Origin of the sequence: Pantoea sp. BRR-3P (assembly GCF_039621635.1) — a bacterium.
GTDB lineage: Bacteria > Pseudomonadota > Gammaproteobacteria > Enterobacterales > Enterobacteriaceae > Pantoea > Pantoea floridensis.
In genome coordinates, this window is the sequence record NZ_CP155066.1 from 1,115,636 (window position 1) to 1,128,550 (window position 12,915).

Annotated in this window: 13 protein-coding genes; 12 read left to right on the forward strand and 1 reads right to left on the reverse strand. The window is 55.5% G+C overall.

Annotated elements, in window-relative coordinates:
* Positions 1-102 precede the first annotated feature (102 nt).
* Positions 103-1,008 carry a DMT family transporter gene (locus tag AAGR08_RS05140; RefSeq protein WP_345828881.1) on the reverse strand — a complete coding sequence of 302 codons (906 nt, stop codon included), beginning with the start codon at positions 1,006-1,008 and terminating at the stop codon, positions 103-105.
* Positions 1,009-1,102: 94 nt separating this feature from the next.
* Here AAGR08_RS05140 and AAGR08_RS05145 point away from each other — a divergent pair, with 94 nt between their 5' ends.
* From AAGR08_RS05145 to argT, 12 genes are all read left to right on the forward strand, one after another.
* Entirely contained in the window at positions 1,103-1,882 is a 780-nt protein-coding gene (locus tag AAGR08_RS05145; RefSeq protein WP_345828883.1) for a helix-turn-helix transcriptional regulator, read from the forward strand.
* A gap of 57 nt (positions 1,883-1,939) precedes the next feature.
* On the forward strand, positions 1,940-3,064 hold the full coding sequence (gene pdxB, locus AAGR08_RS05150) for a 4-phosphoerythronate dehydrogenase PdxB (protein WP_345828885.1): 1,125 nt from the start codon (positions 1,940-1,942) through the stop codon (positions 3,062-3,064).
* A gap of 102 nt (positions 3,065-3,166) precedes the next feature.
* Entirely contained in the window at positions 3,167-4,177 is a 1,011-nt protein-coding gene (locus tag AAGR08_RS05155; RefSeq protein ID WP_007889262.1) for an aspartate-semialdehyde dehydrogenase, read from the forward strand.
* Between the two features lie 2 nt (positions 4,178-4,179).
* The gene (gene truA, locus AAGR08_RS05160) at positions 4,180-4,983 is read left to right on the forward strand and encodes a tRNA pseudouridine(38-40) synthase TruA (RefSeq protein WP_176519212.1); all 804 of its coding nucleotides are present in this window, start codon (positions 4,180-4,182) and stop codon (positions 4,981-4,983) included.
* 36 nt (positions 4,984-5,019) lie between these two features.
* Entirely contained in the window at positions 5,020-5,673 is a 654-nt protein-coding gene (locus AAGR08_RS05165) for a DedA family protein (RefSeq protein ID WP_097096570.1), read from the forward strand.
* A 132-nt stretch (positions 5,674-5,805) separates the two neighbouring features.
* Positions 5,806-6,714 carry an acetyl-CoA carboxylase, carboxyltransferase subunit beta gene (gene accD, locus AAGR08_RS05170; protein WP_097096571.1) on the forward strand — a complete coding sequence of 303 codons (909 nt, stop codon included), beginning with the start codon at positions 5,806-5,808 and terminating at the stop codon, positions 6,712-6,714.
* A 124-nt stretch (positions 6,715-6,838) separates the two neighbouring features.
* Positions 6,839-8,104 carry a bifunctional tetrahydrofolate synthase/dihydrofolate synthase gene (gene folC / locus AAGR08_RS05175; RefSeq protein WP_345828887.1) on the forward strand — a complete coding sequence of 422 codons (1,266 nt, stop codon included), beginning with the start codon at positions 6,839-6,841 and terminating at the stop codon, positions 8,102-8,104.
* Positions 8,094-8,843 (forward strand): cell division protein DedD, encoded by a 750-nt coding sequence (gene dedD, locus AAGR08_RS05180; protein WP_097096573.1) that lies wholly within the window; start codon positions 8,094-8,096, stop codon positions 8,841-8,843. The genes folC and dedD overlap by 11 nt, the downstream gene beginning before the upstream one ends.
* Positions 8,844-9,094: 251 nt before the next feature.
* Positions 9,095-9,580, forward strand: a complete 486-nt coding sequence (gene cvpA / locus AAGR08_RS05185; RefSeq protein WP_064739347.1) for a colicin V production protein — start codon at positions 9,095-9,097, stop codon at positions 9,578-9,580.
* Between the two features lie 36 nt (positions 9,581-9,616).
* Positions 9,617-11,134 carry an amidophosphoribosyltransferase gene (gene purF / locus AAGR08_RS05190; RefSeq protein WP_097096574.1) on the forward strand — a complete coding sequence of 506 codons (1,518 nt, stop codon included), beginning with the start codon at positions 9,617-9,619 and terminating at the stop codon, positions 11,132-11,134.
* A gap of 116 nt (positions 11,135-11,250) precedes the next feature.
* Positions 11,251-11,820: a UbiX family flavin prenyltransferase gene (locus AAGR08_RS05195; RefSeq protein ID WP_345828892.1), complete on the forward strand. Its 570-nt coding sequence runs from the start codon at positions 11,251-11,253 to the stop codon at positions 11,818-11,820.
* Between the two features lie 278 nt (positions 11,821-12,098).
* Positions 12,099-12,881, forward strand: a complete 783-nt coding sequence (gene argT / locus AAGR08_RS05200; protein ID WP_097096576.1) for a lysine/arginine/ornithine ABC transporter substrate-binding protein ArgT — start codon at positions 12,099-12,101, stop codon at positions 12,879-12,881.
* Positions 12,882-12,915: the final 34 nt, after the last annotated feature.

Below are 12,915 nucleotides of genomic sequence, written 5' to 3' on the forward strand. Positions count from 1 at the left end.
TTGAAAAACGGGTCAGATCCGGGTGCGCCGGAAAAACGAGGCCACATGATAGCAAAAGCCCCCGGGAAATCCACGGGGGCTACGGTCTTTCCGGATAATAAATCAGGGGGCGGGATCGGGAAGGATAACGTTACGCGGCTTGCGTAACGGAGTTTTCAAACGTTGCGCCAGAATGACGCCCACCAAAGTCATGCCGCCACCAATCCAGTGATAAGCGTGCAGCTGCTCATGCAGGAACAAGACGGCGATAGCCGCAGTAAAAACCGGTACAAAATTCATGAAGAGACTGGTGGTACTGGCACCAAGGCGCTGAACGCCTAAAATCCACAGGAAAGGCGCGATAATTGACGCAAATAGCCCGGCATACAGCACCAGCGGCAGATTATGCACGTTGAGCGATACATCTGGTGCATGCACGAAGCCGGGAATCAGCAGCAGTACGCCAAAGAAAATCTGCACGTAGAGGCTTTGCCAGGTGGGCAGTGGAATCGCCCAGCGCTTAGTCAACACGCCATAAAGCGCGTACGAGGTTGATGCCGCCAGCATCATCAACTCGCCGTTACCAAGACGTTGATTCAGCAACTGCGCCGGATTGCCCTCACTTACCAGCCATACTAAACCCACGAAGGACAGCACGCCGCCAATCAGAATGCCGCGCGTGGGGGCAAGGCGCAGTACTATCAGGCTGAGCAGAATGGTCAGCAGCGGAATGGTGGCGCCGAGAATACCCATCATCACTGCCGAAACGCTGTGCGCCGCGTAATAGGCGAGGCTCTGATACAGCACCATGCCAAGCAGTCCGAGAATCAGCAGTCTCCAGCCGTTGCTTTTTATGGTGTGACGATGACGCCAGACGCCCGGCAGGCAAAACGGGGCCAACACCACCAATGCCAGCAGCCAGCGATAGAAGGAGATCGCCGCAGGATCGATACTTCCTGCCGAAAGTTTGCTAACGATAGTGTTGATCGACCAAATCAGCACCGCGATCAGCGGAAACAAAAAATTCATAGTACAGCTCCTCAGATAATCGCGAATAGTTTACGTTTGACCGGTTTAGACTAGATAGTTAAAATCGGACAATATTTGTTAGTGACCGGACAGAATGAATCTTCAAGTCGAATATCAGCCGCCGATTGATGCACCTCTGCTGCGCTACTTCATGCGCTACGATGCCGTTAACGCGAAAACCGAATATCTGATGCACGCACATGATTGGGGGCAGGTCATATTTGTCACCTGTCGCGTGCTGGAGTTAGAAGTGGAAGGCGAACGCCTGCTGACGCCTGCCGATATACCGATTTGGATCCCGGCAGGGCATCGGCACAGTAGCTATAACCATAACGACGCGCGTTTTCGTACCTTCAACATCGCTGCCGATCTCTGCAGTGGCATGCCGGATAAAGCCTGTTTATTGCATGTCGATACCCTCGTGCACGCCATCATGAATGATTTCGCCCGCCGCGAGCTGGAGCAGCCGCAGACGCAGGCCGACTGGCGTTTGTGTGAAGTGCTGATGGATCGCCTGCACATTGCGCCAGTGCACAACAGCTATTTGCCGATGTCCGATGACAAATTCCTCGCACCGATTCTGCGGGCGCTTGAAGCCCATCCCGGTGATAACACCACGCTGGCACAATGGGCAAAGCGCGTGTTTACCACCGAGCGTACGCTAGCGCGACGCTGTCAGCAGCAGCTGAACATGTCGTTCAGCGAATGGCGTCAGCGTTTACGCTTTTTACGCGCCATCGCGCTGCTTGAGCAGGGCTGCAGCGTGCAGGGCATCGCTCATGAGCTGGGCTACAGCTCAGCCTCAGCGCTGATTGTGATGTTCCAGCAACAGGCCGGAACGACGCCGGATCGCTATCGCAGCCGGTTAGGTTAATCCCTGGCTTTATGCCAAAATATGCCCCGTTGATCTCAACCAGACAGGACCGCCGCAGTGAAAATTCTCGTCGATGAAAATATGCCTTATGCCCGTGAACTGTTCAGCCGCACCGGAGACGTGGTAGCGGTGCCGGGACGTCCGCTGCCGGAAGCTGAGCTGCAGGATGCCAGCGGGCTCATGGTGCGTTCGGTCACGAAAGTGAATGCAGCGCTGCTGGCCGGCACGCCGGTGAAGTTTGTCGGCACCGCCACCGCGGGAACTGACCATATTGATGATGCGTCGCTGGCGGCGGCAGGCATTGGTTTCTCTGCCGCGCCGGGCTGTAACGCGATTGCGGTGGTGGAGTATGTCTTCTCTGCGCTGCTGCTATTGGCGGAACGCGATGGCTTCGAACTGCGCGATCGTACGGTGGGCATCGTTGGCGTGGGCAATGTTGGCGGGCGCTTGCAGAAACGTCTGGAAGCCTGGGGAGTGAAAACGCTGTTATGCGATCCGCCGCGCGCCGATCGTGGCGATAAGGAAACCTTCCATTCACTGGATGAGCTGGTGGCGCAGGCCGATATACTCACCTTCCATACGCCGCTGTTTAAAGAAGGGCCATATAAAAGCTGGCATCTGGCCGATGCGGCGCTGCTGCTGGCGCTCAAGCCCAACACGATTCTGATCAATGCCTGTCGCGGTCCGGTGGTGGATAACGCCGCGCTGCTGGAAATCCTCAAGATGCGCCACGATCTCAGCGTGGTGCTGGATGTGTGGGAGCCGGAGCCGGACTTATCGCTCGACCTGTTGGATAAAGTGGATATCGCTACTGCACACATCGCTGGTTACACGCTGGAAGGTAAAGCGCGCGGCACTACGCAGGTGTTTGAAGCCTGGTGTGACTTTATCGGTCAGCCGCAGCAGGTCTCGTTAGACAGTCTGCTGCCTGCACCGGAATTTGGTGCGATCACGCTGCGCGGCCCGCTCGATCAGCCAACGCTAAAACGCCTGGTACATCTGGTGTATGATGTGCGCCGCGACGACGTGCCACTGCGCAAAGTGGCAGCAAAGCCAGGCGAGTTTGATCGCCTGCGCAAGCAGTACGAAGAGCGTCGCGAATGGTCATCGCTCCAGGTAAATTGCGACAATGCCGAGACGGCGGCGATGCTCAATCAACTCGGCTTCCGTGCCAGTTTGTAAAGTTAATTCAATCACCTGCAATTTTGCGGGGGATAATTCCTAAATCACGGGCGGTGTTTTCACCGCCTTCTGTTTTTGTGTCAATCTCTGGAGTAAACCAACATGTCTGACGGCTGGAATATCGCGCTTTTAGGCGCAACAGGCGCAGTAGGGAACGCTGTACTGGAACTGCTGGCTGAACGCCAGTTCCCGGTTGGTGAATTGTATTTGCTGGCCAGTGAAAATGGCGCCGGCGAGAACAAACGTTTTGAGGGGCGTACCGTGCTGGTGCAGGACGCGGCTGAGTTTGACTGGACGCAGGTGCAGCTGGCATTTTTCACCGCCGGACGTGAAGCCTCGGCGCGCTATGCCGAAGAAGCGGCGAGCCAGGGGTGTCTGGTGATTGATAGCAGCGACCTGTTCGCGCTTGAACCGGATGTGCCGCTGGTAGTGCCGGATGTGAATCCACAGGTGCTGGCGGATTATCGCAACCGCAATATTATTACCGTGGCTGATAGCCTGGTGAGCCAACTGCTGTGTTCGATCAAGCCGCTGGTGGATCTGGCAGGTCTGAGCCGCCTGCAGGTGACCAACCTGATTGCCGCCTCCAGCCACGGTAAAGCCGCGGTTGATGGTCTGGCCGGTGAAAGTGCGCGCTTGCTGAACGGCGTGCCTGCCGAGCAGCACTATTTTGGTCGCCAGCTGGCGTTCAACATTCTGCCGCTGCTGGCTGACAACAACGGCAGCGTGGAGAGTGAGCGTCGCGTGGTTGAGCAGGTGCGTAAAGTGCTGCAGGACGAAGGTTTACCGATTGCGGTCAGCAGCGTGCAGGCACCGGTGTTCTATGGCAATGCGCAGATTGTGCATGTGGAGAATCTGCGTCCGTTGTCGGCAGAAGAAGCGCGCGATGAACTCGGCCGCTCCGGTGATATCAACCTGAGTGAAGAGAGCGATTACCCAACGCAAGTGGGCGATGCGTCTGGCAGCGACGTGCTGAGCATTGGCTGCGTGCGCAATGATTACGGCATTCCGGAGCTGCTGCAGTTCTGGTCAGTCGCCGATAACATCCGCTTCGGTGGTGCATTGATGGCAGTGAAAACCGCCGAGAAGCTGGTGCAGGAGTATTTCTATTAATGTTGTCTGAAGGTAAGACGCTTAAGCTGGCGTTGGGTATTGAGTATGACGGCAGCCGTTATTACGGCTGGCAGCGGCAGAATGAAGTGCGCAGCGTGCAGGAAAAACTGGAGAAAGCGCTGTCGAAAGTGGCGGATCATCCAGTGGTGGTGTTCTGCGCTGGCCGCACCGATGCGGGCGTGCACGGTACCGGGCAGGTGGTGCATTTCGAAACCACCTCGTCGCGTGCCGATGCGGCCTGGACGCTGGGTGTTAACGCTAATCTGCCCGATGACATCGCGGTGCGTTGGGTGAAAGCGGTGCCGGATGAGTTCCATGCGCGCTTTAGCGCCACTGCGCGGCGTTATCGCTACGTGATTTATAACCATCGGCTACGTCCAGCGATTCTTGGTAAGGGTATTACCCATTATTACCATCCATTGGATGCGGAGAAGATGCAGCGTGCCGGCCAGGCGCTGCTGGGCGAGAATGATTTTACCTCGTTCCGCGCCGTGCAGTGTCAGTCACGCACGCCGTGGCGCAACGTGATGCATCTCAACGTTTCGCGTCATGGACCGTACGTGGTGGTCGACATCAAAGCCAATGCGTTCGTGCACCATATGGTGCGCAATATTGTTGGCAGCCTGATGGAAATTGGCACGGGCAATCAGCCGGAAGAGTGGATGGCAACGTTGCTGGCGGCCAAAGATCGCAAGTTGGCGGCGGCGACCGCCAAAGCCGAGGGGCTTTATCTGGTGGCGGTGGATTATCCATCCCACTTTGCATTACCTCAGCCTGCGTTGGGACCGTTGTTCCTCGCGGATTAACCTTTAATTGTTGGATGTCAGGGGAGTCGTGGTTATATGGAGTTTATCCACTTTTTGATCGATTTTATTCTGCATATTGATGTGCATTTGGCCGAGCTGGTGGCGCAGTACGGCGTGTGGATTTACGCCATTCTGTTCCTGATTCTGTTCTGTGAAACCGGTTTGGTCGTGACGCCGTTCCTGCCTGGCGATTCGCTGCTGTTTGTGGCGGGGGCGCTGGCGGCACTGCCGGGTAACGATCTCAATGTACATCTGATGGTGACGCTGCTGGTGATCGCTGCCATCCTTGGTGATGCGGTGAACTACACAATTGGTCGTTTGTTTGGCGAGAAGCTGTTTAGTAATCCGAACTCGAAAATTTTCCGTCGCAGCTACCTGGATAAAACCCACGCGTTTTACGATCGCCACGGTGGCAAAACCATTATACTTGCGCGCTTTGTACCAATCGTGCGAACCTTTGCCCCCTTTGTGGCGGGGATGGGACATATGTCTTATCGCCACTTCGCGCTCTTTAACGTGACGGGTGCGCTGCTGTGGGTGCTGCTGTTCTCTTACGCGGGCTACCTGTTTGGTGACTTGCCGGTGGTGCAAGAGAACCTGAAGCTGCTGATCGTCGGCATCATCGTGGTTTCCATACTGCCTGGCGTCATTGAAGTATGGCGTCACCGTCGTCAGCAGAAGTCACAGTAAGCGCGTAACCAGATTTTTATCCACAGCGTGAACGGGTTGTGGTTTAATGAGCGACATTTACGGCCTGCTGAAGGTGATTTCAGCAGCAATGAGAAGACTGGACCAGGTCAGCATTAAACAGAAAGGTCATCAATGAGCTGGATTGAACGCATACTGAATAAAAGCACTGCCACCCCATCGCGCAAAGCCAGCATCCCGGAAGGGGTGTGGACCAAGTGCGATAGCTGTGGGCAGGTGCTGTACCGCGCCGAGCTGGAGCGTAACCTCGAGGTTTGCCCGAAGTGCGACCATCACATGCGCATGCATGCCCGTGAGCGTTTGCATAGCATGCTGGATGAAGGTTCGCTGGTTGAGCTGGGTAGCGAGCTGGAACCGAAGGATCTGTTGAAGTTCCGCGACTCAAAGAAGTACAAAGACCGTTTGGTTGCTGCACAGAAAGACACGGGCGAGAAAGATGCGCTGGTGGCGATGAAAGGTACGCTGCACGGTATGCCCGTTGTGGCGGTGGCTTTTGAGTTCTCCTTTATGGGCGGCTCAATGGGTTCCGTGGTTGGCGCGCGCTTTGTGCGTGGCGTTGAGCAGGCGCTGGAAGACAATTGCCCACTGATTTGCTTCTCCGCTTCCGGCGGTGCGCGTATGCAGGAAGCGCTGCAATCGCTGATGCAGATGGCAAAAACCAGTGCTGCACTGGCGAAAATGCAGGAGCGCGGCTTGCCGTACATCTCCGTGCTGACCGACCCAACCATGGGCGGCGTTTCCGCCAGCTTCGCGATGTTGGGCGATCTCAACGTAGCGGAACCGAAAGCGCTGATTGGCTTTGCCGGTCCACGCGTTATCGAGCAGACCGTGCGCGAAAAACTGCCACCGGGCTTCCAGCGCAGTGAGTTCCTGATTGAGAAAGGCGCGATCGACATGATCATCCGTCGTCCGGAAATGCGCTTTAAGCTGGCAAGCCTGCTTGCGAAAATGATGAACCTGCCAGCACCGCTGCAGGATGGTAATCAGCCTGATGTGGCTGAGCCGGAGAGCAACGAAGCCTGACAGGCAACGGAAAGGCGCAGCGATGTTTCTTTCCTCCAATGCACCGTCTACACGAAATCCTTCGAGCTGCAGCCAACGCCGCTGCAGCTTGAAGGATGATGTGTATTAATTAAGAACGGGACACATGGATAATTCTCTTCCTCAAGCCACGTCGCCTTTGGCCACGTGGCTTCATTATCTTGAGCATCTGCACTCGCAGGCTATTGAACTCGGTTTGGATCGTATTCAACGCGTTGCTGCACGCCTCGATCTACTCAAACCCGCTCCTTTTGTCTTCACCGTCGCCGGTACTAACGGTAAAGGCACCACCTGCCGCACCCTGGAAACGCTGTTGTTGGCCGCCGGTTATCGCGTGGGCGTTTACAGCTCGCCGCATCTGGTGCGTTATACCGAACGCGTACGTGTGCAGGGTGTGGAACTGGATGAAGCGCTGCACAGCGCCAGTTTTGCCGCAATTGAAGCCGGGCGCGGTGACATTTCTCTCACCTATTTCGAGTTCGGCACCCTGTCGGCATTCAATCTGTTCCGCGATGCCAATCTCGATGTGGTGATTCTCGAAGTTGGCCTTGGCGGACGCCTTGATGCCACCAATATTGTCGATGCTGATGTCGCAGTAATCACCAGCATTGCGCTGGATCACACCGATTGGCTGGGGCCGGATCGCGAAAGCATCGGCCGCGAAAAAGCCGGCGTGTTCCGTGCAGGCAAACCGGCGATCGTCGGGGAAAACGATATGCCGGGCACCATCGCGGAGGTGGCGACGGAGAAGGGGGCAGTGCTGTTGCAGCGCAATCGCGACTGGCAGTGGCAGCAGACCGGCGAGAGTTGGATGTTGCAGGATGCGCACGGTGAACTGCGCGATTTGCCGTTGCCACAGGTGCCATTACCGAATGCGGCGACTGCGCTTACCGCGCTGCGTGCATCGGGCCTGAACGTCAGTGAAGCGATTATTCGTCAGCATCTGCCACGCGCTATTTTACCCGGTCGTTTTCAGACCGTGAGCGAATCGCCGCGCGTGATTCTCGATGTGGCGCACAATCCTCATGCCGCTTATTATCTGGCTTCACGTCTGGCCGCTGAGCTATTGCGTGGCAAGGTGCATGCGGTGGTCGGTATGCTGCATGACAAAGATATCGCCGGTACGCTGGCCGCGCTGGCGCCACAGGTTGATTGCTGGTACTGCGCGCCGCTTGACGGTCCGCGTGGTGCAACCGCTGATGAGCTCATGGCTCATCTGAAAAATGGAACGTCTTACAGCAACGTTGAGGCAGCCTGGCAAGCGGCGCGTCAGCAGGCGCGTCCTGAAGATGTGATTCTGGTGTGTGGGTCTTTCCACACCGTAGCGCAGGTTATGGAATCGATGGCAGCGGAGAACGGCAGTGGCAAGTAAGTTTCAAAATCGCTTAGTCGGTACGGTCATTTTGGTGGCGATTGGTGTCATCGTCTTGCCTGGCCTGCTAGACGGTAAGAAAAAGCATTACAAAGAAGAGTTCGCCGCTATTCCGCTGGTGCCGAAGCCTGACGACCAGCAGGACAGTGAAATGGTTCCACCGGTGACACAGCCTTTACCGGCACAGCCACCGGAAGGTGCAGGCGCGGTGCAGAACCCGGCGAGCGGCAAAACTGCCACCAGCGGCAGCGCGCAGCCGACGCAGAATACCGAGCCAAGCGTAGTGACGCCGCCACCGGTACATCAGCAGGTGCAACCGAAGCCGGTAGAACAGCCGAAGCCAAAACCGGTCGAGCAGCCGAAACCAAAGCCGGTAGAACAGCCGAAGCCAAAACCGGTTGAGCAACCGAAGCCGAAGCCGGTAGAGCAGCCGAAACCGGTTGAGCAGCCAAAACCGGCAGAAACGCCGAAGCAGAGTGAGCCAGCTGCGCCGACGGGGCAGGCGTATGTGGTACAGCTGGGTGCGTTAAAGAACGCCGCGAAAGTGAGCGAGATTGTGGCGCAGCTGCGTCTCTCCGGCTATCGCGCCTTTACCGTTCCGTCATCGCCGGTGCAGGGGCAAATTACCCGCATTTATGTCGGTCCGGATGCTAACAAAGCGAAGCTGCAAGGTTCTCTTAGCGAGCTGCAAAGCATCTCAGGTCTGGGTGGGGTGGTGAAACCTTATAGCGCGCGATAGGGCGCTGATAAGCCGCGCCGATAGTAGAAAAAGGCGCGGCTTTACAAAATTTTTGTAGCGAAGCGCGGCAATAAAATCATTAAATATCAGCAAATTAAATTGCTGATAACACACGGGGCGAGGAAAGTTTTTTTCATCGCCCTTTTTACGGATACAGAACCGGAAAACCCTACGCAAACGTTTTCTTTTTCTGTTAGAATGCGCCCCGAACTGGATGCAGGGGGTGCGATAGCACTGGGCTGGAAGAGTTCATGATCTGGATTGATTACGTCATTATTGCGGTAGTTGGTTTTTCGGCTCTGGTCAGCCTGATTCGTGGGTTTGTCCGTGAAGCCTTATCTCTCGTTACCTGGGGATGCGCGTTTTTTGTCGCCAGTCATTATTACGCCTACCTTGCAGTCTGGTTTACAGGTTTTGACGACGAACTGGTTCGCAACGGCATCGCCATCGCGGTGTTATTCGTGGCCACCCTGATTGTGGGGGCCATCGTGAACTATGTGATCGGCTCGCTGGTTGAGAAAACTGGCTTGTCGGGAACCGACAGGGTGTTGGGGGTCTGTTTCGGGGCGTTGCGTGGCGTGCTGATAGTGTCTGCTATGCTTTTCTTCCTTGATACATTCACCGGCTTTTCCAAAAGCCCGGACTGGCAACAGTCGCAGCTTATTCCCCAGTTCAGTTACATCATCAGGTGGTTTTTTGATTACCTGAAAAGCACGTCGAGTTTTTTACCCCGGTGACACCATCGGGAGTGCGGCTAATGAGGAAATGACAATATGTGCGGTATTGTTGGTATCACCGGTTTTATGCCAGTAAACCAGTCAATCTATGACGCGTTAACGGTGCTTCAGCACCGCGGGCAGGATGCCGCCGGCATTTGTACCATCGATGCTATTAACTGCTTCCGTTTGCGTAAAGCCAACGGTCTGGTAAGCGATGTGTTCGAAGCGCGCCACATGCAGCGTCTGCAGGGCAACATCGGGATTGGCCATGTACGCTACCCCACGGCAGGCAGCTCGAGCGCCTCTGAAGCGCAACCCTTCTACGTGAACTCCCCGTATGGCATCACGTTGGCGCACAACGGTAACCTGACCAACGCGCATGAACTGCGCAAACAGCTGTTCGAAACGGGCCGCCGTCACGTTAATACCACCTCAGATTCCGAAATCCTGCTGAACATTTTCGCGCAGGAGCTGGACCGTTTTCAGCATTACCCGCTGGAAGCCGACAACATTTTTGCTGCGGTGGCGGCAGTGCATCAGCAGGTGCGCGGCGCTTACGCGGTCGTTTCTATGATTATCGGGCACGGTATGGTCGCCTTCCGCGATCCTAACGGTATTCGTCCGCTGGTGCTGGGCAAGCGCGTCATCGCTGATGGCCGCACCGAATATATGGTGGCGTCAGAAAGTGTCGCGCTCGACACGCTGGGCTTCGAGTTCATTCGTGACGTTGCGCCGGGTGAAGCGGTGTACATCACCGAGCAGGGCCAGCTGTCTACCCGCCAGTGTGCAGAAAACCCGAAAACTAATCCTTGCCTGTTCGAGTACGTTTACTTTGCGCGTCCGGATTCATTCCTCGATAAAATCTCGGTGTACAGTGCGCGCGTGCGCATGGGCACCAAGCTGGGTGAGAAAATTGCCCGCGAGTGGGAAGATCTGGACATCGATGTGGTGATTCCCATTCCGGAAACCTCCACCGATATCGCGCTGGAAATCGCGCGCATCCTCGACAAGCCTTATCGCCAGGGATTCGTGAAAAACCGCTACGTTGGCCGTACCTTTATTATGCCGGGCCAGCAGCTGCGCCGCAGCGCGGTGCGCCGTAAGCTCAACGCTAACCGTGCCGAGTTCCGCGATAAAAACGTGTTGCTGGTGGATGATTCCATCGTACGCGGTACCACCTCAGAGCAGATTATCGAGATGGCCCGCGAAGCGGGTGCGAAACGCGTTTACCTCGCTTCTGCGGCACCGGAAATTCGTTTCCCGAACGTCTACGGAATCGATATGCCAAGCGCAACCGAGCTCATCGCTCACGGCCGCGAAGTGGAAGAGATTCGTCAGCTGATTAAAGCCGATGCGTTGATTTTCCAGGATCTGAACGATCTGATCGAAGCGGTGCGTGAAGAAAACCCTGATATCGCCCAGTTCGAGTGCTCGGTATTTAACGGCATTTACGTCACCAAAGATGTCGATCAGCAGTACCTTGAGTATCTGCAGTCACTGCGTAACGACGATTCCAAAGCCATTGCGCGTCAGACAGAAGTAGAAGGTTTAGAGCTGCACAACGAAGGCTAAGCTTCACGTTGTGGCAGAGTAACGGCAGGGCGGGCGCAATCCCGCCCTGTTTGTTTTTGTATTTTTGCTCAGGTAGCCGCTATTATTGCCGCAATCTGAACGGGCAAGGCTGAATTATGAAACGACTGATCATTGGTATTTCCGGCGCCAGCGGCGCAATCTACGGCGTGCGCATGTTGCAGGTGCTGCAACCGCTGGCGGAAGTGGAAACCCATTTAGTGATCAGCCCCGCAGCGCGTCAAACGCTGGCGCTGGAAACCGATTTCACCCTGCGCGAGGTGCAAGCGATGGCCGATGTGGTGCATGACGTGCGCGATATTGCCGCCAGCATCTCCTCCGGCTCCTATAAAACCCTCGGCATGGCAATTGCACCGTGCTCAATGAAAACGCTCTCCGGTATTGTGCATAGCTACAGCGATAGCCTGCTGACGCGCGCGGCAGATGTGGTGCTGAAAGAGCAGCGTAAGCTGGTGCTGTGCGTGCGCGAAACGCCGCTGCATCTGGGGCATCTGCGCATGATGACCACGGCAGCTGAACTCGGTGCGCTTATTATGCCGCCCGTACCGGCGTTCTATCATCGCCCACAATCGATTAGTGAGTTAGTCGATCAAACCGTCAATCGCGTGCTGGATCAGTTTGATATTGAGCTACCGGAAGATCTTTTCACCCGCTGGAGCGGTGCATAATGGTGCATTAATGCACTGACTGTGTGCAATTTCGCGTGCGCGATCACTCTTCGTGCATCTTGTGCACCAAAAGTTAACAATGTCGCTTTTTCTTCCTTATACCGCTGTTATATTTCCCTCACAAACTAAGTGCTTGCGCCGCTTACCGGCGGAGTATTTAGCGCGCCTGTTTACGCTTTAGCCGATTAGCAGAACTGGCATGAAACGTGCACATCTTAGAGCGCAAACCAACACATCACGCACCACATAACAATAAGCACTTCACTTGAGGGTTACCTATGAAAAAGCGAGTTTTGGCTCTTTCTCTGATGCTGGCAATGGCAAGTAGCGCGAGTGTCTTCGCTGCTGTACCACAGACGCTGCGCATCGGAACTGACCCGACTTATCCGCCATTCGAATCCAAGAACGCGCAGGGCCAGCTGGTTGGCTTTGATATCGATCTGGCCAACGAAATTTGTAAACGTATCAAGACTAAATGTACTTATGTGGAAAGTGATTTCGATGCGCTGATCCCGTCGCTGAAGGCGAAGAAAATTGACGCCATCATCTCTTCTCTCTCTATCACCGAGAAGCGTCAGGAAGAGATTGCTTTCTCAGAGAAATTGTATGCGGCTAATGCGCGTTTAGTGGCGCCAAAAGGTTCAACGCTGCAGCCAACCATTGAATCGCTGAAAGGCAAAAACATCGGTCTGCTGCAGGGCACCACGCAGGAAACCTATGCAAAACAGTACTGGCAGCCGAAAGGCGTCACCGTTACGCCATACGCTAACCAGGATCTGGTCTACCAGGATCTGAATGCCGGTCGTATCGATGCTGCGTTCCAGGATGAAGTGCAGGCGAGTGAAGGCTTCCTCAAGCAGCCGGTCGGTGCGAAATATGCCTTTGCCGGCCCAGCGGTCAAAGACGATAAAATCTTTGGCGTCGGCACCGGTATGGGTTTGCGTAAAGATGATGCAGACCTGAAGGCGGCGATCGATAAAGCCTTTGGCGAGATGCGTAAAGACGGTACCTACGACAAGATTGCTAAAAAGTACTTCGACTTTAATGTCTACGGCGATTAATTATCCTGTCTCCTGACCGTCGCCCTTCAAGCCG

Excerpts from the sequence above, each read along its gene's own strand:
- AAGR08_RS05145 (WP_345828883.1), top strand. The coding sequence starts at position 1,103 with ATGAATCTTCAAGTCGAATATCAGCCGCCGATTGATGCACCTCTGCTG.
- argT (WP_097096576.1), top strand. The coding sequence starts at position 12,099 with ATGAAAAAGCGAGTTTTGGCTCTTTCTCTGATGCTGGCAATGGCAAGT.
- purF (WP_097096574.1), top strand. The coding sequence starts at position 9,617 with ATGTGCGGTATTGTTGGTATCACCGGTTTTATGCCAGTAAACCAGTCA.
- folC (WP_345828887.1), top strand. The coding sequence starts at position 6,839 with ATGGATAATTCTCTTCCTCAAGCCACGTCGCCTTTGGCCACGTGGCTT.
- cvpA (WP_064739347.1), top strand. The coding sequence starts at position 9,095 with ATGATCTGGATTGATTACGTCATTATTGCGGTAGTTGGTTTTTCGGCT.
- accD (WP_097096571.1), top strand. The coding sequence starts at position 5,806 with ATGAGCTGGATTGAACGCATACTGAATAAAAGCACTGCCACCCCATCG.
- AAGR08_RS05155 (WP_007889262.1), top strand. The coding sequence starts at position 3,167 with ATGTCTGACGGCTGGAATATCGCGCTTTTAGGCGCAACAGGCGCAGTA.
- AAGR08_RS05165 (WP_097096570.1), top strand. The coding sequence starts at position 5,020 with ATGGAGTTTATCCACTTTTTGATCGATTTTATTCTGCATATTGATGTG.
- AAGR08_RS05195 (WP_345828892.1), top strand. The coding sequence starts at position 11,251 with ATGAAACGACTGATCATTGGTATTTCCGGCGCCAGCGGCGCAATCTAC.
- AAGR08_RS05140 (WP_345828881.1), bottom strand. The coding sequence starts at position 1,008 with ATGAATTTTTTGTTTCCGCTGATCGCGGTGCTGATTTGGTCGATCAAC.